Annotated in this window: 13 protein-coding genes; 7 read left to right on the top strand and 6 right to left on the bottom strand. The window is 71.6% G+C overall.

Going from position 1 to position 17,870, the window contains the following annotated elements:
* Positions 1–71: 71 nt before the first annotated feature.
* Both glpX and I6N91_RS01430 read left to right on the top strand, forming a co-directional pair.
* On the top strand, positions 72–1,124 hold the full coding sequence (glpX, locus tag I6N91_RS01425; protein WP_198810120.1) for a class II fructose-bisphosphatase: 1,053 nt from the start codon (positions 72–74) through the stop codon (positions 1,122–1,124).
* Between the two features lie 84 nt (positions 1,125–1,208).
* The gene (locus tag I6N91_RS01430; protein ID WP_233091299.1) at positions 1,209–2,363 is read left to right on the top strand and encodes a Gfo/Idh/MocA family protein; all 1,155 of its coding nucleotides are present in this window, start codon (positions 1,209–1,211) and stop codon (positions 2,361–2,363) included.
* Positions 2,364–2,368: 5 nt separating this feature from the next.
* Here the strand turns inward: I6N91_RS01430 and I6N91_RS01435 are convergent, their stop codons facing one another.
* The gene (locus I6N91_RS01435) at positions 2,369–4,111 is read right to left on the bottom strand and encodes a BCCT family transporter (RefSeq protein WP_198810121.1); all 1,743 of its coding nucleotides are present in this window, start codon (positions 4,109–4,111) and stop codon (positions 2,369–2,371) included.
* 228 nt (positions 4,112–4,339) lie between these two features.
* On the opposite strand from I6N91_RS01435, the gene I6N91_RS01440 reads away from it, so the two are divergent.
* A complete protein-coding gene (locus tag I6N91_RS01440; protein WP_198810122.1) occupies positions 4,340–5,365 on the top strand; it encodes a peptidoglycan bridge formation glycyltransferase FemA/FemB family protein in 1,026 nt (341 codons plus the stop codon).
* 23 nt (positions 5,366–5,388) lie between these two features.
* On the opposite strand, the gene manA is transcribed toward I6N91_RS01440, so the two are convergent.
* The 4 genes from manA to I6N91_RS01460 are packed head-to-tail and all read right to left on the bottom strand — an operon-like array spanning position 5,389 to position 9,984.
* Entirely contained in the window at positions 5,389–6,687 is a 1,299-nt protein-coding gene (gene manA, locus I6N91_RS01445) for a mannose-6-phosphate isomerase, class I (protein ID WP_198810209.1), read from the bottom strand.
* A 20-nt stretch (positions 6,688–6,707) separates the two neighbouring features.
* Complete coding sequence (locus I6N91_RS01450; protein WP_198810123.1) at positions 6,708–8,288, bottom strand: LCP family protein; 1,581 nt, start codon at positions 8,286–8,288, stop codon at positions 6,708–6,710.
* On the bottom strand, positions 8,285–8,788 hold the full coding sequence (gene purE / locus I6N91_RS01455) for a 5-(carboxyamino)imidazole ribonucleotide mutase (RefSeq protein WP_198810210.1): 504 nt from the start codon (positions 8,786–8,788) through the stop codon (positions 8,285–8,287). The genes I6N91_RS01450 and purE overlap by 4 nt, the downstream gene beginning before the upstream one ends.
* A gap of 26 nt (positions 8,789–8,814) precedes the next feature.
* Positions 8,815–9,984, bottom strand: coding sequence for a 5-(carboxyamino)imidazole ribonucleotide synthase (locus tag I6N91_RS01460; protein ID WP_198810124.1), 1,170 nt, complete (start codon positions 9,982–9,984; stop codon positions 8,815–8,817).
* A gap of 219 nt (positions 9,985–10,203) precedes the next feature.
* On the opposite strand from I6N91_RS01460, the gene I6N91_RS01465 reads away from it, so the two are divergent.
* Entirely contained in the window at positions 10,204–10,761 is a 558-nt protein-coding gene (locus tag I6N91_RS01465) for a GtrA family protein (RefSeq protein WP_198810125.1), read from the top strand.
* A gap of 25 nt (positions 10,762–10,786) precedes the next feature.
* On the opposite strand, the gene I6N91_RS01470 is transcribed toward I6N91_RS01465, so the two are convergent.
* Positions 10,787–11,536: a TIGR03089 family protein gene (locus I6N91_RS01470; RefSeq protein WP_198810126.1), complete on the bottom strand. Its 750-nt coding sequence runs from the start codon at positions 11,534–11,536 to the stop codon at positions 10,787–10,789.
* A gap of 321 nt (positions 11,537–11,857) precedes the next feature.
* On the opposite strand from I6N91_RS01470, the gene I6N91_RS16985 reads away from it, so the two are divergent.
* The 3 genes from I6N91_RS16985 to I6N91_RS01485 are packed head-to-tail and all read left to right on the top strand — an operon-like array spanning position 11,858 to position 17,822.
* Positions 11,858–12,427 (top strand): WhiB family transcriptional regulator, encoded by a 570-nt coding sequence (locus tag I6N91_RS16985; protein WP_233091300.1) that lies wholly within the window; start codon positions 11,858–11,860, stop codon positions 12,425–12,427.
* Positions 12,428–12,429: 2 nt separating this feature from the next.
* Positions 12,430–15,972, top strand: coding sequence for a glycosyltransferase family 2 protein (locus I6N91_RS01480; RefSeq protein WP_198810211.1), 3,543 nt, complete (start codon positions 12,430–12,432; stop codon positions 15,970–15,972).
* Complete coding sequence (locus tag I6N91_RS01485) at positions 15,969–17,822, top strand: DUF5719 family protein (RefSeq protein WP_198810127.1); 1,854 nt, start codon at positions 15,969–15,971, stop codon at positions 17,820–17,822. Before I6N91_RS01480 ends, I6N91_RS01485 begins: the two co-directional genes overlap by 4 nt.
* The last annotated feature ends 48 nt before the right edge of the window (positions 17,823–17,870 follow it).

The following is a 17,870-nucleotide window of genomic DNA, read 5'->3' on the forward strand; positions in this document are numbered from 1 at the left end:
TCAGGGACTGTGCCGGCCCGCCGGCGGAACCGGACCTGCGACAAACACTGCCTTCAACGACGAGGACCCACGTGACCGACAACGCCGCAAACCCCCCCGCCCAGAACGCCCAGTACTCCACCCTGTCGCCGGCCCTGGCCGTCGGTGACCAGGAGCCTGACCGCAACCTCGCGCTGGAACTGGTGCGCGTGACCGAGGCCGCGGCCATCGCCGGCGGGCACTGGGTGGGCTTCGGTGATAAGAACCTGGCGGACGGCGCCGCGGTCGACGCCATGCGCTCCCTGCTCTCCACGGTCCACTTCAACGGCATCGTCGTCATCGGTGAGGGCGAGAAGGACGAAGCCCCGATGCTCTACAACGGCGAGCGGGTCGGCGACGGAAGCGGGCCGCTGTGCGACGTCGCGGTTGACCCCATCGACGGCACCCGGCTGACCGCCTTGGGCATCAATAACGCGCTCGCCGTGCTCGCCGTCGCCGAACGCGGCACCATGTTCGACCCGTCGGCGGTGTTCTACATGGAAAAGCTGGTCACCGGCCCGGAGGCCGCGGACATGGTCGACCTGCGCCTGCCGGTCAAGCAGAACCTCCACCTGATCGCCAAGTCCAAGGGCAAGAAGGTCAGCCAGCTCAACGTCATGGTGCTCGACCGGGACCGGCACAAGCCGCTGATCGAGGAGATCCGCGCCGCCGGGGCCCGCACGAAGTTCATCATGGACGGCGATGTCGCCGGCGCGATCGCCGCGGCCCGCGAGGGCACCGACGTCGACGCCCTGATGGGCATCGGCGGAACCCCCGAGGGCATCGTGGCCGCCTGCGCCATCAAGACCCTCGGCGGCGTCATCCAGGGCCGACTGTGGCCCACCAGCGACGAGGAGAAGCAGAAGGCCATCGACGCCGGGCACGACCTCGACCGGGTCCTCTCGACGGATGACCTCGTCACCAGCGACAACTGCTACTTCGCCGCGACGGGCATCACCGACGGCGACCTGCTGCGCGGGGTGCGGTACAACAAGGACAAGGTCCTCACCCAGTCGATCGTCATGCGTTCGAAGTCCGGGACCATCCGGGTGGTGGACGGCGAGCACCAGGCCCACAAATGGGAAAGCTACGCCCGCATCAAGTAGGCGGATCAAGTAGGCAGGTCAAGCAGGCAGGTCAAGCAGGCAGATCAAGCAGGGCGCCGGCCTCCGCCGGGGAAAGGGCCGGTGATGGCGATGGCTCCGCAGCGTGACTCGACCCGCCCGCTGGGTGTGGCCGTGATCGGCTACGCCTTCATGGGCAAGGCGCACTCCCATGCGTGGCGAAATGTCGCCGGGTACTTCGAGGTGCCGGCCTTCGAACAGAAGGTCCTCGTCGGGCGGGACGCCGACTCGGTGGCCGACGCCGCCCGGCGGTACGGCTGGCAGGAATCCGAGACCGACTGGCGGAAGGTTCTGGACCGGCCGGACATCGACATCGTCGATATCTGCACCCCGGGGTGGCTGCACGCCGAGATCGCCGTGGCCGCCCTTGAGGCCGGAAAGCACGTCCTGGTGGAGAAGCCGCTGGCCAATACCGTCGCGGAGGCCGAAACCATGGTCGCGGCCGCCCGCGCGGCCCGGGCGCGCGGCGTCCAGTCGATGGTCGGGTTCAACTTCCGGCGGGTCCCCGCGCTCGCCCTGGCGCGCACGCTCATCGCCGAGGGCCGGCTCGGGGAGATCCGCCAGGTGCGCACGGCGTACCTCCAGGACTGGCTGGCCGACGCCGAGGCGCCCATGGTGTGGCGGCTGCAGAAGGAGAAGGCGGGCTCCGGGGCGCTCGGGGACATCGCCTCCCATGCCATCGACCAGGTGCAGTTCCTGCTGGGGGACACCGTCGCCGATGTCACCGGCCGGATGCGCACCTTCGTCGGGTCCCGCCGCGGGCCCGACGGCCCGCAGGAGGTCACCGTCGACGACGCGGTCTGGGCGAGCCTTTCCCTGACCTCGGGCGCGGTGGCGAGCGTCGAGGTGTCACGGATGGCGCTGGGCCGGAAGAACGCGCTGCGGATCGAGGTGTTCGGCACCCGCGGGTCCCTTTCCTTCGACTCCGAGTCGCTCAACGAGCTCTCCGTGTTCGACGGCGCGGTGGCCACCGCCGGGCAGGGGTTCACCCGCGTCCTGGTCACCGAACCCGAACACCCCTACCTCGAGGCGTGGTGGCCGCAGGGCCACCTGCTCGGCTGGGAGCACTCCTTCACCCACGAGATCCGCGACTTCCTGGTGGCCGTGGCGGCCGGCACGGAGCCGAGCCCGTCCTTCGAGGACGGGCTGCAGCTCCAGCGGGTGCTTGCCGCGATCGCCGAGAGCGCGGCGTCGGGCAGCGCGATCGTGAAGGTCGCCTGACGCGCTTACTGCAGCTGCCGCCGGCGGCCGCGGAGGAGTCGGGCGCGCCGCTGCCGGGCCTCACGTAGCGACGCCGGGCGGGCGCGCCGCTGCCGGGCCTCACGGAGCGACGCCGGGCGGGTACCCGTGACGGCCGGATCGCGGACCAGGTCCATCATCAGCGCAGTGCACAGGCCGATCATGATGAGCAGGAACGGCGCGGCGGCGATGATGGTCAGCGTCTGCAGGGCCTGCAGGCTTCCCACCCAGAGCAGGGTGGCCGCCACCGCCCCGGTGAGCAGCCCCCACAGCACGGTGATCCACTTCGGCGGCACGGCCGCGCCGAAGGAGGACAGCGAGCCGAGGACGATGGAGGAGGCGTCGGCGCCGGAGATGAAGAACACGGCCACGAGGAGCACCACGACGACCGAGGTGATGGCGGCCAGCGGGTAGTCGGCCAGCAGGGCGAACATCGCCGACTCCTGGCTCTCGGCGTTAGCGGCCGCGATGTCGGTGCCGGAGTCCTGCGCGGTGATCGCGGTGCCGCCCCAGACGCTGAACCAGAGGACGCTGATGGCGCTGGGCACCGCGACGACGCCGATCACGAACTCCCGGATGGTGCGTCCGCGGGAGATCTTGGCGAGGAAGGAGCCGACGAAGGGGGTCCAGGAGACCCACCAGGCCCAGTAAAAGATGGTCCAGGTGGAGAGCCACTCATGGCCGCCGAACGCCCCGGTGCGCGAGGCCATCTGCGGCAGGCTGACGAGGTAGCTGCCGGCCGAGGCGGGGATCAGTTCAAGGATGAACACCGTGGGTCCGACGACGAAGAGGAAGAACAGCAGGGCCAGGGCGAGGATCATATTGCCGTTGGAGAGCCACTTGATGCCTCGGCTGATGCCGCTGACGGCGGAGATGACGAAGCAGATCGTCAGCAGGGCGATGATGCCGATCTGCAGGCCGAGGCTGCTTCCGGTGCCGAAGACCTCGGTGAGGCCGCCGTTGATCTGCATCACGCCGAGGCCCAGGGACGTCGCCGATCCGAAAAGCGTGGCGAAGATGGCGAAGACGTCGATGGCGCGCAGCGCTCCGGGGGCCGGCCTGCCGCGGAACAGGGGGAGGAACGCGCCGCTGAAACCGGCGCCGCGGCCCTTGCGGTAGGCGGAGTAGGCGAGGGCGAGGCCGACGACCGCATAGATGGCCCACGGGTGGATGGCCCAGTGGAACAGCGTGTAGTTCATGGCCTGGCGCGCGGCGGCCGGGCTGCCCGGTTCGATGCCCTCCACGGGCGGCGTGAGGTAGTGGGAGATGGGCTCGGTGACGCCGTAGAACATCAGGCCGATGCCCATGCCGGCGCTGAACATCATGGCGATCCAGGACAGCGTCGAGTAGCGGGGTTTCTCATCGTCGCGGCCGAGCCGGATCTTGCCGTACCGGCTGAAGACGAGGAAGAGGGCGAAGGAGACGAAGCCGGTGGCCGTCGCCACGAAGGCCCAGCCGAAGTTGGTGACGAGACCGGCGAGGACGGCGGCGGTGACGTCGGTGAACTCCGACGGGAAGATCGCCGCGGCCAGGACGAGTGCGGTGACGACGCCGAGGGCGGTGAAGAACACCGGCCGGTCAAGCCGGGCGGAGCTTGCGGCGGGGGCGGCGGGATCGGGTTCCGGCAGGGCGGGAGCCGGGCCGGAATCGAGGCTGGATTCGGGGAGGTCGGGAGCCGGTGTGTCGTGCTGTCCGGGTGGTCCTTCAGATCGTGCGGCGGTTCTAAGCATACTTTCCACCCTACGTGCGGGTACGCCACGGGCTCGACCGGAGGCGCCTCCGGGTGTCTCTTGTCACACCCGCAAGCCCCCCGGAACTCCTGCGGCCGGAGGGTGCTGCCTGCGCCCGGAGTGCAGTAATCACGGTGCCGGGGAAGGCGGAGCGGTCGGTGCTGCGCTCCCGATGGGGTGGCCCCCGGCGGCGCACGCCCGCAGGTGCGGTCCCGATAGAGTTGGCTCATGAGCCTCTCCGTAACGCCCTGCCTTGACCGCGCCCTCTGGGATGCCGGTGTGAACGCCCTGTCCGGTCATCCCCAGCAGCTGTGGGGGTGGGGCCAGACAAAGGCTGACCACGGGTGGTCGGTGGAGCGCGTCGAGGTGCGCGACGGCGGCGCAACGGTCGGCTCGGCGCAGGTGCTGCTGCGGAAGCTTCCGTTCCCCCTGCGCAGCCTCGCCTACATTCCGCGGGGACCGCAGGCCGAGAAAGGCCGCGAGGTGGATGTCCTCGACGCCGTGGCGGCACACGTCTCCTCGGTCCACGGCTCCGTCGCGCTCTCGATCGAACCGGACTGGGAGGCCGGCAGCGCGGTCGAGGCGCGTCTGGCCTCCGCCGGCTGGAAGCGCAGCGCCAATACGATCCTCATCGGGCGCACCCTGATCCTGGACCTCACGCAGTCCACCGAGGACCTCCTGGCGGGGATGAGCAAGAAGCACCGCCAGTACATCCGCAAGTCGGGCCGGGAGGCCCTCGACTACCGGCGGGTCGTCCGCGGGGAGCTGCCGGCCTGCCTGGCCGTCTACCGCCAGACCGCGGAGCGGGCCGGATTCGGGATCCACGAGGACTCCTACTACTTCGACATCTTCGATAACCTGGGCGAGGCCTCCCCGGTGTACGCGGCGTTTTCCGGCACCGAGGTGGTGGCCTTCCTGTGGCTCTCCGCCAGCGACGCGACGTCCTTTGAGCTGTACGGCGGAATGACCGAGGAGGGCGAGCGGCTCCGTGCGAACTACGCCCTGAAGTGGTTCGCCATCGAGGAGATGAAGCGCCGGGGGATCACCCGCTACGACTTCAACGGACTCCTCAACGACGGCGTCTCGAAGTTCAAGATGGGCTGGGCCGGCCACGAGGACCAGCTGATGGGCACCTGGGACAAGGCGCTCTCACCCCTGTACCCGGTGTTCGCGTCGGCCCTGCCGCTGGCCAAGACGGCGGTGCGGGGCGGCCGGGTGCTGGTCGGTGCGGCCGCGGCCAGACTCCGCCGCTGACCGGGCCGGGCCGGGCGCGGGACTCAGGCGCCGTCGACTCCGTCCGCGTCTCCACCGACGGTGACGGCGAAGGCAAGGACGCCCTCGTCGGTGCTTTCCCCGGCCGGCCGTACCAGGACCGGCGCTTCCCCGGCGGGGATGAAGGCGCTCTGGCCCCGGGCCAGCAGCAGGTCCGAGGCGGGGGAGTCGAGCAGGATTGAGCCGGACACGGCGAGGACCACCGTGGGCCCGTGCTGAGCCAGCGGCACGTGGGAGGGAGCCATGCTTCCCTCCTGCCCGGGCGCGGAGACCGGGTCGAGGGCGATGCGCTGGAGCTGGAACTCCGCGAACGGCGGGCGGTACAGCTCCTGCCCGAGCATTGTGCGCTCGGGCTGCAGCGCCGGGGGTGCGAGCGGCTCGAACACGACGGTCCTCAGGAGTTCGCGCGTGTCGACGTGCTTCGGGGTGAGCCCGCCGCGGAGCACATTGTCCGAGGAGGCCATGACCTCGATGCCGAGCCCGCTGAGGTAGGCGTGGATGTTTCCGGCGGGGAGGTAGAGGACCTCCCCGGGCTGCAGTGAGACCCGGTTGAGCAGCAGGGCGATCAGGACGCCGGGGTCGCCGGGGTACTGCGAGCCGAGTTCGGCCACGGTGGCCAGGTCCCGGGTGAAGCGGGGGTCGCCTGCGTCCCCGGATCCTTCCGGTGGGGCCGATACGCCCGCTTCGACCGCCGCGACGATCTCCGGACGGGCGGCAAGGAGCATCTCGAAGCCCGAACGGAGCCCGGTGGGGCCGGAGCCGAGTTCCGCAGCCACAGCGCCGAGCACCTCGGCCTCCTCGGAGCCCGGCTCCAGCAGGGTCTCGAGGTGGCTGAAGACGGCGGCGGCATCGGCCAGCGGCCGGAACCCGCACAGCGCCTCGAAGGGGGAGAGGGCGAACACCATCTCGGGTTTGGCGCTGCGGTCCTTGTAGTTGCGCTCGGGCGCGTCCGCCGGGACGCCGGCGCTCTCCTCGGCGTCGAAGCCCGCTTCGGCCTGCGCGGTGCTGGGATGCACCTGCAGCGAGAGCGCCGACCCGGCGGCGAGCACCTTCATGAGGTAGGGGAGCCGGCGCCCGAACCGTGCCGCCACCTTCCCGCCCAGGGTTCCGTCGGGGTCGGCGTCGATGACCGCGTCCAGCGGGGAGCGTCCATCCGGCAGCTGGGCAACGGACGGCGCCCCGGGGTGGGCACCGATCCACAGTTCGGCCTCCGGCCCGCCGGAGGGGGCCCTGCCCAGGAGCTCGGCGATCGCGGTCCGGGAGCCCCACGCATAGGGCCGGATGGTGTTCTCGAGCAGGTACATGGCGCTCCTCTTCGTCGGGGTCAGGCCGGGGAGCATTCCCCGTTGTTGGCCAGCAGGGTGCTCAGGGTGGCGTCGTCACCGATGGCGGCGAGCTGGTCGAGGTACTCCTGGGTGATGCCCGGATCAGTGGTCTGTGCGGGAAGCACGGTGGTCAGGCCTGCGCGCTCAAGAGCGGGAAGCTCCCCGGCGGCTCCGGCATCGGTCCCGGAGGCCGCGGCGAGCTCCTGCTGGACGCGGGAGTGGATGTCGTCGAAGTTGGGGTAGGTGACGAAGTTGTCGGCGGGGGTGCCGAAGTCCGGCGGGCCGATGGTCAGGCGGCGCGTCTCGTGCTCCTTGGCCTTCAGCGCCAGGTCCACGAAGCTTCCGAGCTGGTCCTGGGGGATGTCGGTCTCGACGACCTGGGTTCCGGCCGCGGCGATCGCCTGGAAGTGGGTGAGCAGCGTCGCAGGGTCGAGCTGGGCGATCATGGCCTGCTGCACGCACTGCTGCCGGGAGATGCGGTCGTAGTCGGTGACGAACTCGCGCGACCGGGCGTACCAGAGGGCATGGAAGCCGTCGAGGGTCTGGACTCCCGGCGGGATCCAGCCCTCGGGCGGGTAGTGGCGCACCGGGTCGGTGCCGGGGATGTCGGGGCCCGAGATCGGAACCCAGCCGCCGGCGTTGATGCGGATGCCGCCCATTGCGTCGATGAGCTCCTCGAAGCCGTTGAGGTCGACGAGGAGGTAGCCCTGCACCTCGAGGCCGAGCACTCCTGATGCGGCGTCCATCATGGCCTCGGCCCCGGGGTCCTTGCTGCCCGGGTAGAGGTCGGCGTAGTTCTGGGAAACCGTGGTGTAGAGGCTGTTGATGATGCACTCGTCGCCGCAGTTGTAGCCGTCGGGGTACACCTCGCGCAGCGGCGAGTCTTCCGGGAACGGGGCGTTCTGGAAGTTGCGCGGGATGCTGAAGGTGATCGTCGCCCCGGTCTTGGCGTCGACGCTGATGACGGAGATGCTGTCGGGGCGGCGTCCGGTGCGGTCCTCCCCGGCGTCGCCCCCCATCAGCAGGAAGTTGTAGCGGCCGTCGACGGGTTCGAAGGCCGGCCCGGCCTGGAAGATCGAGCCGACGGTGAAGCGGCCCAGGCCCAGGAGGTAGGCGCCGTAGGCGAGCGAACCGCTGGTGGCGAACATGACGACGGCGAGGGCGGCGGCCACCACGGGCCGCACCCCGCGCTCGAGCAGCGGCAGGCAGATGATCCGCAGCGTGTTGATGAACAGGAACGCCCAGCCGGCGGCCAGCGCCAGCAGTATGGCGACCAGCAGCAGCGACCACAGCTGGTGGGTCACGAGGGTCACGAGGATCTGCCGGTTTGAGGCGGCCAGGACGGCGCCGGCGATGGCCAGGACCCAGACGGTGAGGGTGACCCGCAGCGCCCGGCGGCCGAGACGCCGGTCACCGGCGACGATCTGGGCCGAACCGGGCAGGAACAGCGTCAGGACGAGCAGGAAGAAGGCACGCTTGGTCCGCACCTCGGGCGGGGCCGACTGGGGGTAGCGCACCGGATCGGTGAGCTGCCCGCGGACGTCCCGCGCGGGGGTGGAGGCACTGGGGTTGTCGATCATGGGGTCTCCGTCGCGCGGCGGGCGGCGCGCCCGCGGAGGGCGGCACCCTTCGCGGTGGCCGTCTCCTTCAGGTCCGCCGCAAAGGAGACGAGCTGGGCCCTCAGCCTTTCGGCGGTGTCGCCCTCACCGGCGGCGAGGATGCGGGCGGCGAGCAGCCCCGCATTGCGGGCTCCGCCGATTGAGACGGTGGCCACGGGCACACCGGCGGGCATCTGGACGATGGAGAGCAGCGAGTCCATGCCGTCGAGGTACTTCAGCGGGACGGGCACACCGATCACCGGCAGCGGGGTGACGGAGGCGAGCATCCCGGGCAGGTGCGCGGCTCCGCCGGCTCCGGCGATCAGGACGCGCAGCCCGCGTTCGTGCGCCTGCCGGCCGTACTCGATCATTTCCACGGGCATCCGGTGCGCCGAGACGACGTCGGCCTCGTAGGCGATCCCGAACTCGTCGAGGGCCGCGGCCGCCTGCTCCATGACGGGCCAGTCCGAATCCGAACCCATCACCAGTCCCACCAGGGGGTTGATCACTATTTTTCCTTCCAGGAATCGGTCCCGTCGCGCAGGATCGCAGCGGTCCTGCCGGCGCGGGCCCGGACCGTCTGAAGGTCCTCACCCGGCGCGGCAACGACATTCACGTGGCCGATCTTGCGGCCGGGGCGCACCTCTTTGCCGTAGAAGTGCACTTTAGCCGACGGTTCCGCGGCGAGGGCCTCGGCGTAGGCGCCGAAAATGTCGGTGTTGGCTCCGCCCAGGTAGTTCTTCATCACCACGACCGGTCCGGTCGGGGAGGTGTCCCCGAGCGGAAGGTCGAGGACTGCGCGCAGGTGCTGTTCGAACTGGCCGGTGACGGAGCCGTCCATCGTCCAGTGCCCCGAGTTGTGGGGGCGCATCGCCAGTTCATTGATCAGGAAGCCGGAGGGGGAAGCGGGCGTTTCGAACAGTTCAACGGCCATCACGCCGGTCACCTCCAGCGCCTCGGCGAGCCGCAGCGCCGCCTCGGTGGCGGCGGCCGCCACCGACGGGTCGAGCCCCTGAGCCGGGGCGATGACCTCATCGCAGACGCTGGCGACCTGGATCGAGTGAACGACGGGCCAGGCACGGGTCCGGCCCGACGGCGTGCGGGCCACGAGGACCGACAGTTCGCGCTCGAACGGCACGAACTGCTCTGCGAGGAGGTCACCCGCCCCGAACCAGTCGGCGGCCCGGGGGAGGTCCGCGGGCGTCTCCAGGACGAGGACGCCCTTGCCGTCATAACCGCCGCGGGGGGTTTTCAGGACCACGGGCCAGCCGGCGGTGCGGCCGAAGGCCTCGAGGGCACCGAGATCGGCGACGGGGGCCCAGCGCGGGTTGGGCAGGCCGAGGTCCTCGACCGCGCGGCGCATCCGCAGCTTGTCCTGGGCATGGGCGAGGGCCGAGGGGCGCGGCTGCACATTGACGCCTTCGGCGGTGAGCTGCTCCAGCAGCTCCCCGGGCACATGCTCGTGGTCGAAGGTGAGCACATCGAGCCCTGCGGCGAACGCGCGCAGCGCATCGAGATCGGTGTAGTCGCCAACGGTTGACGAAGCGACGGCGGCCACGGCCGACACGCCGGGCCCCTCCGCCAGGACCCTCAGTTCGAGGCCGAGCTCAATCGCCGGCGCTGCCATCATGCGGGCCAGCTGGCCACCGCCCACTACGCCAATTACGGGAAAAGTCACTATCTCAGGGTACCTAGAAGCGCAGCCATCGCTGGGATGCGGGGGGCCGGACGGAGCCGAAGAGGTAGGAAACGCACAGGTTCGGCCCGTAAGATGAGGGCTCGTACGCCACGCGCCGGCGCGGAGCGGGACGCCGCCCGGCGTTCCGCCGGGCCGCCTGCAGTGGCGAGCCCGACGCTCTGCGGTGGACGGTAATTACCCTTGGACCGCGGAGGTCACATGTCAGCAGTTACGGAACGCATCCGGGGCCTCGTCTCCCTCTTCTGGCGGGAACTCGCCAAATTCGGGGCCGTCGGAGGAGTGGCGTTTGTCATAGACAACGGGCTGTTCTGGTGGCTGATCCACGGCCCGATGGCCGGCAGCGAGGTCAAGGCCCGTCTGGTGTCCGCCTCCGTCGCGACCCTCTTCGCCTGGGTCGCCAACCGCTACTGGACCTTCCGCCACCGCAGGCAGCCCAACCCGCTGCGCGAATTCTCGATGTTCGTCCTGATCAACCTGATTGGAATGGGCATCGCCGCCGGCTGCGTGTGGCTCGCCAAGTACCCCTTCGGGATCCTCGATCCCAATCTGCTGTTCCTTGCCGGCATCGCGGGCACGGTGCTCGCGACCGCCGTGCGTTTCGTGGCCTACCGGTTCTGGGTCTTCAACGTCGAACTCGATGAGGACCCGAACTTCAGCCAGGACCACGAACTCCTGCACGTCTCCACCGGCACCCTGCCCGAGGCCGGGGCTGCCGGAAACGTCCGCATCGGCACCGGGGATCCGGACCCGAAGTAGCCCGTCCCCGGCCCTGGCTCCGGTCTCAGCCGGCGTCCGGGGCGAAGGCCGCCCGGGCGCCCACGCGTTCACCGTCGAGCAGGCTCTGCGTGATCGGAACCTCCGGATGGACGACGATGAGGGTTCCGTCGACGCTCCAGACCGCCAGTGCCGCCGCCAGGGCCCGGGTCAGGGAAGTGTCCGCTCCCAGGAGGACGACGCCGGCAGGCTCAGGCACCGCCGCATACAGCCGGTTCAGCCCGGCGACCGTCAGGGGATCCGCGGGCCCGGCACTGTCGAACAGGACGGTGGAGGCGTCCTGCGCCACGGCGTCGGCGAAATAATCGCCGTAGGAACGCACCTCGGCGGCGTAGTCGACCGCCCCCGCCGGCAGCGGCGCGGGCCAGCGCAGGGCCAGCGCGCCAAGGGCGACGGCGACCTGCACCGCCGGCGGGGCCACCTCCCGCTCGGCCGAGGTCACCACAAGGTCGGCGCCTGATGCCGGGCCGGGATCGGTTCCCGGCGGAGCGGGTGGAGGAACCAGGACCGCCCCCACCTGCCAGCAGGCCAGCGCCCATACCAGGGACTTCCAGTGAACCGGCAGGTCGAGCTGGACGCGCGTACCGGCCTCGGCGTCGAGTTCCTCAACGAGGAGGTTCGCTGTTTTCGCGACCCAGTTGTCGAACACCCTGCCCGACAGTTCGATGCGGCCGTCGGGGCCGTACCAGACGAGGCGCGGAGAGGTCGCTTCCCGCAGGCGGGAGAGGACGGCCGTGGGAAGAGGGTGCTGGTCCATGGGTATTTCTCCGAAGGTGGGGACGGGTGACGCCGCGATTAGAGGCGCGTGCGCTTCCCAGCATAGAATTGATGGGACGTGCGCACCGCGGGGAGGGCAGCCCCGGCATCCCGGGTCTTATCCAAGTAGTGCGGCGGGTAATTCGAGTAGGTTTTCCCGCGTGGCGTTCGCCCGGGAATGGAAATTCGCTCTGTAAAATTGCCGCCCCCGCTTGACTCCTGTGTATTACACCCTTGTAATTAGGTATCGGATTTTTTCCAGCACCCCGGCGCGAGCGTCGACCGGGATGAGGCTGGGACGGGGACACCGGAAGGGCTGACTATGGGGAATCCAGAACGCGTCGAGGACCAACGCAACATCGCAGCGCATGCTTCGGCGCGCTACGGTTCGCGGGGGGTGCCCGACGACTGGTTCATTGACCCCGCCGACCCCGGTGCGGCCGAGCGGTACCGCGCGGATACGCGCAGTTCCCTCGAGGACCAGGCCACCGCCTTCCTGGCGGCTCATGAAGCACTGACCGGCCTGCCCGAAGTGGAGCAGGGCCCGAGCAGCCTCCTCGTCCTGCCGGGCCGCTCCGACGACGCCTGGAGCGCGCAGGAACCGGCCCCGGGCGAGCGGAAGGCCCAGCCCGAGTGGCCCGGCCTGCCGCCGGCCGGCGGCTACGATGACGGCGAACTCGGCTGGCAGTCGGATGCGCTGTGCGCCCAGACCGACCCCGAGGCCTTTTTCCCCGAAAAGGGCGGCTCCACCCGGGACGCCAAGAAGGTCTGCGGTGCGTGCATGGTGCGTTCGGAGTGCCTCGAGTACGCGCTTGAGAACGACGAGCGCTTCGGCATCTGGGGCGGACTCTCGGAGCGCGAGCGGCGCCGGCTGCGGAAGCGAGCAGTCTGATTCTGCTTGACCTCCGCGTTACGGCCGTCGTCGTAGCCCACAACGGCGCCCGCTATCTTTCCACAACCCTCGAGGCCCTCGCCGGGCAGACCCGCCCGGTCGACTTCTGTGTCGGCGTTGACACCGGCTCCACCGACGATTCGGCGTCGACCCTCCAGCTCGGCCTTCCCGTCGGCGCGCCCGTGGTGGGCTCGCCGGCTCGGGCCGGCTTCGGTGCCGCCGTCCGGACGGCCGTAGCGCAGATTCCCCCGCGGAAGGCCGCCGCGGAGGGTTCAGAGAACCAGGACTGGCTCTGGCTGCTTCACGACGACTCGGCACCAGGGCCTACGGCGCTCGAGGAGCTCCTTCTGGCCGTCGAGCGCGCACCCTCGGTGACGGTTGCCGGGACCAAACAGGTTCACTGGGACAACCCCCGGGAACTCCTCGACGTCGGGCTCTCCATCAGCCGGTGGGCAGAGCGGCTCACCCTCATCGACGTCGACGAGCACGACCAGGGCCAGTACGACGCCCGCAGCGACATCTTCGCCGTGAACTCCGCCGGGATGCTCATCCGCAGGGACGTCTGGGATGCGCTGGGCGGGTTCGACCCGGCACTGCCGGGCGTGGGCGACGACATCGACTACTGCTGGCGCAACCGCCTCGCCGGGCACCGGGTGGTCGTGGTGCCGGCCGCAGTGCTTCACCATGCCTCCTCCCGCGGGACCGGGCCGGTCGGCAGCCGGGCCGCCCGCCGGGCCGAGGTTTTCCTTCGGCTCAAGCATGCCCCGCTGTGGCAGGTGCCCTTCCTCGCCGTCGGCGCGGTGCTCGGTGGTTTCGGCCGGCTCCTGCTTGGACTGCTCGCCAAGGATCCCGCCCACGGTACGGGGCAGCTTCTGGCAAGCCTCGCTGCGGCGTTTCGTCCGGTGGTCCTGGCCCGGTCCCGGCGCAGCGCCCGACGGACCCGGCGGCTTCCGCGGGGCGTCGTGCGGCCGCTGCTCACTCCGCGCCGCGAGGTCTGGGCGCACCGCCGGTCCGTCCTTGAGGCGTTCACCGCCCGCGGCGCGGTTGCCGGGGGAGGCGGCATGGGGGCCGTTCCCGAGCAGGACGTCCCGGCCGGTGACAGCAATGACGATTTCGCGGCGCTGGCGGCGCCGGGCCGGGCCTGGGTCGGGGCGGGGGCTCTTGCCGCCGCGGCCGTGCTGCTCGGTGTTTCACTGGTGGCCCTGCGCGGCTGGATCGGCGCCCCGTCCCTGGCCGGGGGAGCGCTGCTGCCCCTTCCGCCCACGCCGGGGGAGATATGGGAGAAGGCCTCGGCCTGGTGGGTGCCCCTGGGCTCCGGGGCGCCCGGGCACGGCAGCCCCTTCTCCTACCTGCTCTGGGCGCTCTCGGCGCTCGGGCTGGGAAACCCCAATGCAGCGCTCGTCACTCTCCACCTGCTCGCGCTGCCGCTGGCCGGGCTCGCCGCCTGGTTTGCGGCGGGCGCGCTCACCCGCTCGCGCGGGCTGCGCCTGTGGGCGGCGTTCTTCTGGGCCGCGGTGCCGGCCCTGCAGGTCGCGCTCGGCAGCGGCAGGCTCGGCGCCCTGCTTGCCCACCTCCTGCTGCCGCTCGTGCTCCTGGGCCTGGTCCGTGCCGTCGGCGCCGCCGCCTCCGTGCCGTCCGCAACCGGTGAGGTCCGGCTGCGGCCCGGCACGAATGGGGTGCCCAGCTGGACCGCCGCCGCAGCGGCCGGCCTTGCCCTGGCCGCAGCCACCTCGGCGGCGCCCTCACTGCTGCCCGCCGCTGTCCTCGGCATCACTGCGGCATGCCTGATCCTGCGCCGGAGGGCCCGGACCCTCTGGTGGTCACTGCTTCCTCTCCTCGTCCTGGCCCTGCCGGTCGCCATCTCCGCGGGGCTCGAGCCGCGGGGCATCCTCGGGGACCCGGGAGTGCCGCTTCAGTTCTCCGCTGCCGCACCCTGGCAGCAGGTGCTGGGCTACCCGGTGTCCTTCGACGCCCTGGCCGCCCCGGCCGGCATCCCGTCGGCCGGGCCGTGGGCCCTGGCCGCCGCCCTCGTCGTGGGAGCGCCGGCCGTGCTGCTCGCCGCCGGCGCGCTGTTCTCCGGGCGCATCCGCCCGGCGGTGCTGTCCGCGTGGGCCTTTGCCCTCCTGGTGCTGGCCTGCAGCGCGGCCTCGGCCTACCTGCCCGTCGCGGCGGGCCCGACCTCCCTCATTCCGCCCTTCCCCGGCCCCCTGGTCTCGGCCTTCAGCCTGGCCGTGCTCGCGGCCGCCCTCCTGGGCGCCGACCGCCTGGCCGCCCGGACGGCGCCCGCCGGAGCGCCCCGGCGCGGGCTCCGGCCGCTGCTCGCGGCGGGGGCGGTCGTGCTGGCCCTCGGTCCGGCAGTCAGCCTTGGGCTGTGGACCCTTCCCCAGGTGCTTGCGGGGCCGGCCTCCGGCACGGCGGCACCCGCTTCCGCCGGGGAGTCTCCTGCAGGGGACGGGACAGCGGGGAATGGGACTGCGGGGAATGGGACTGCGGACACCGCTCCAGACGGTACGGCGGCCTCCGGCACCCGGTTCGGAGCCGACCTCCGAGTCTCACCCAGCCCGGCCCGGACCCTGCCGGCGACCGCCGCCGACCGCGGCAACGGACCGGACCGCACCCGCACCCTGGTGCTCCAACGAACGGAGGAGGGCGCCATCGAGGCCGCCCTGGTCCGCGGCGGCGGCACCACCCTCGATGCGCTGTCCCCGCTGTACGCCGCCCGTGCCGTCCAGGGGCCCCCGGGCCGGGCGGATGTGCGCGGCGACGACGACGCGACGGCAGCACTTCGCACCACCGTCGCGGTGATCACCGGAGGAACGGGCACCGACCCGCGGGAGGACCTCCGCGCACTTGGCGTCGGCTATGTCGTGCTCAAGCAGAGCGGAACGGCAGCGGAACTGCTGGCCGGGCAGCTGAACTCCGTCCCGGGACTGGCCGCCGTCGGCAGTACACCCTCCGGCTGGCTCTGGCGCGTGGTGCCGCCGGCAACACCGGCCGGCGTCGAGGACGCCGGCGCGCAGACCGCGCGGGTGCGCATCCTCGATGCCTCCGGCAGCGCCGAGGCACTCGTTCCCTCCGGCCCGCTCACCGTTGACGCCGATATCCCGTCCGGGTCCGAGGGCCGCACCCTGGTGCTCGCGGAACGGGCGGATCCGGGCTGGAAGGCCACCCTCAACGGGCGGGCCCTGGACAGCCAGTCGACGGGATGGGCCCAGGCCTTCGCGCTGCCCACTGCCGGCGGTGAGCTCGAGGTGAGGTTCCTCAGCCCCTGGCAGCCGTGGGTCGAGGTTGGCCAGGCCGCGGTCCTGCTCATCACGCTGCTGCTCGCGCTGCCCCTTCCGGCCGGTCTGAAGCTGGCGCGCGTGCCCGCGTCGGTGCGTCCGGCGCAGGGGCAGGCCGGCGCTCCCACGGCACCCCGAAGCGGGCACACACCGGAGGAGCCCATGCGGCACGGGTCGGGTGCCCTGAAGGTGGGCGCCGGAAGGGGCCAGCACGGGACCGGTCCCGGTCTCGTGGGATCGAACTCTGGAAAGACGGAAGCATGAGCGGCGGCACCGACAGGGGACCTGGGAACGGACGGACCGAGGGCGGGAGCTCCGGACAGCCCGCCCCGCAGGAGGGACTTCCGCAGGAGGAAACCCCCCGGGCGGGAGGAAAGCGGGAGGAAGCGCACCAGGAGGGCACCGCCCGGCGCGCGTCGGAACCGGCTGGCCCCGACGCTGCTGCGGTGCAGGATCCCGCCCCCGATGCGGCACCTTCCGCAGCGGCGGCAGTGGCGGCCGCGTCGGCAGCCGGGGCCCCCCGCCGGCGCGGACTGCGAGGGCCGCGGGGCGCCGCGGCCGCGGTGCTGGTGCTGGGAGCCACGGCGGCGCTGGCCACCGGCACCCTGATTCCCCGGCCGGCTGCGGACGCCCGCGGCTATGATCTGGCAGAGACGGCCGTGCCCGCCGGGGACTACACGGCGGTCTGCGCCGGACCGCCCCGGCTGCTCGGCGCCGATGCCGGGAGCATCGACCCGGAATTCAGCCCCGTCTCCAAGTCGGCCAAGACCTCCGTCAGCGCCATGGTCCTGGGGGACCTCTCGGGAGCGCTTCCGGGCAGCGCCCTTTCCCCCCTCGGTGGCGGCGACCCGCTGGCAGTGCTCTCGAAGGGACCCTCGGAGGGTGCGGAGGCCGCCCCTCCGGCGAGCAGCGACTCCACCGGGCTGACCAGCCGGACCGCCGGAGTGGCTGGCGGTACAGCCGTTCAGGATGCCTCGGTGTTCCGGGCCGAACCGCTCGGCGCGCAGACCCCGGTGGCCGGTGCCATGTTCAGCTACACAGCCAGGGACGGCGACCTGCGCGGGCTCGCCGCCGCCCCCTGCCAGGCGCCCTCGAACGACCTGTGGATCCTCGGGGCCGACACCACCGTCGGCTCAACCTCGGTGCTTCTCCTGTCCAACCCCACCTCGACCCCGGCGACCGTCGACCTCGAACTGACCGGCGCCGAGGGACCGCTGAAGGCCGCCGGCGGCACCGGGCTGCTCGTGCCGCCGGGCGAGACCCGCCAGCTGGTCCTTGGCGGTCTCGCGGCCGACCAGGAGCAGCTCGCGGTGCGGGTGCGCAGCACCGGCGGCCGGATCACCGCCTATATCCAACAGAGCGTGCTGCGGGGGCTCACCCCCGGCGGGGTGGAGCTGCTGACACCGACCGCCGGTCCCGCGGAAACCCAGGTCCTTCCCGGGGTGTCCATCCAGGATGCCGTCACCGCGCGGCGCATCCAGGAGCAGAAGGGGTACGAAGGGGCCGCCCCGGCCCTGCAGGTGCTGGTACCCGGAACCAGCGACGCCGTCCTCGACGTGGTGGTCCTCGGCCCCGACGGCGAGCGGGCCCTCGACGGCGGCGGCGTCGTCACGGCCCGGGCGGGAGCGTTGACGACGCTGCCGCTCGATGAGCTGCCCGAGGGGAACTACACCATCGCCGTCAGCGCCGATGTTCCGGTTTCGGCGGCCGTGCGGGTCAGCCGGGGGACGGGCCCGGGCAAGCCCGTCGATCAGGGACTTGCCGTCGCCGCGGCGCGGATCGGCGGAGATTCGAGTGTCGTCTTCGCCGACGGCACTGACGCCTCGCTGGTCTTCGGTTCGCCGTCGGGCCGCTCGGAGGTGAGCGTGACCGGTATCCGGGCCGACGGGACCCTGGGCACCCCGAAAATCTTCAACCTTGCCGGCGGCACGTCGGTGGCCGTGCCTGCCGCGGAACTGATGGAGGGCGCCGCCGCGGCGGTCATCAGCGCCACGGGGGATCCCGTCTACGGCGCCCAGGTCAACACCCTCTCCGGTGCCGCCGGCATCTCGGTGAGCGCAGTGCCCCCGGGAGCCACGGGTCGCGAGAGCATTCCGGTTCTCCTCGGGTACTGACCGTCGCCTGATCAACTTCGCCGCGGAGGCCGCGGAGGCCGCTGAGGC

Source organism: Arthrobacter sp. MSA 4-2 (genome assembly GCF_016405885.1).
Lineage (GTDB): Bacteria > Actinomycetota > Actinomycetes > Actinomycetales > Micrococcaceae > Arthrobacter_D.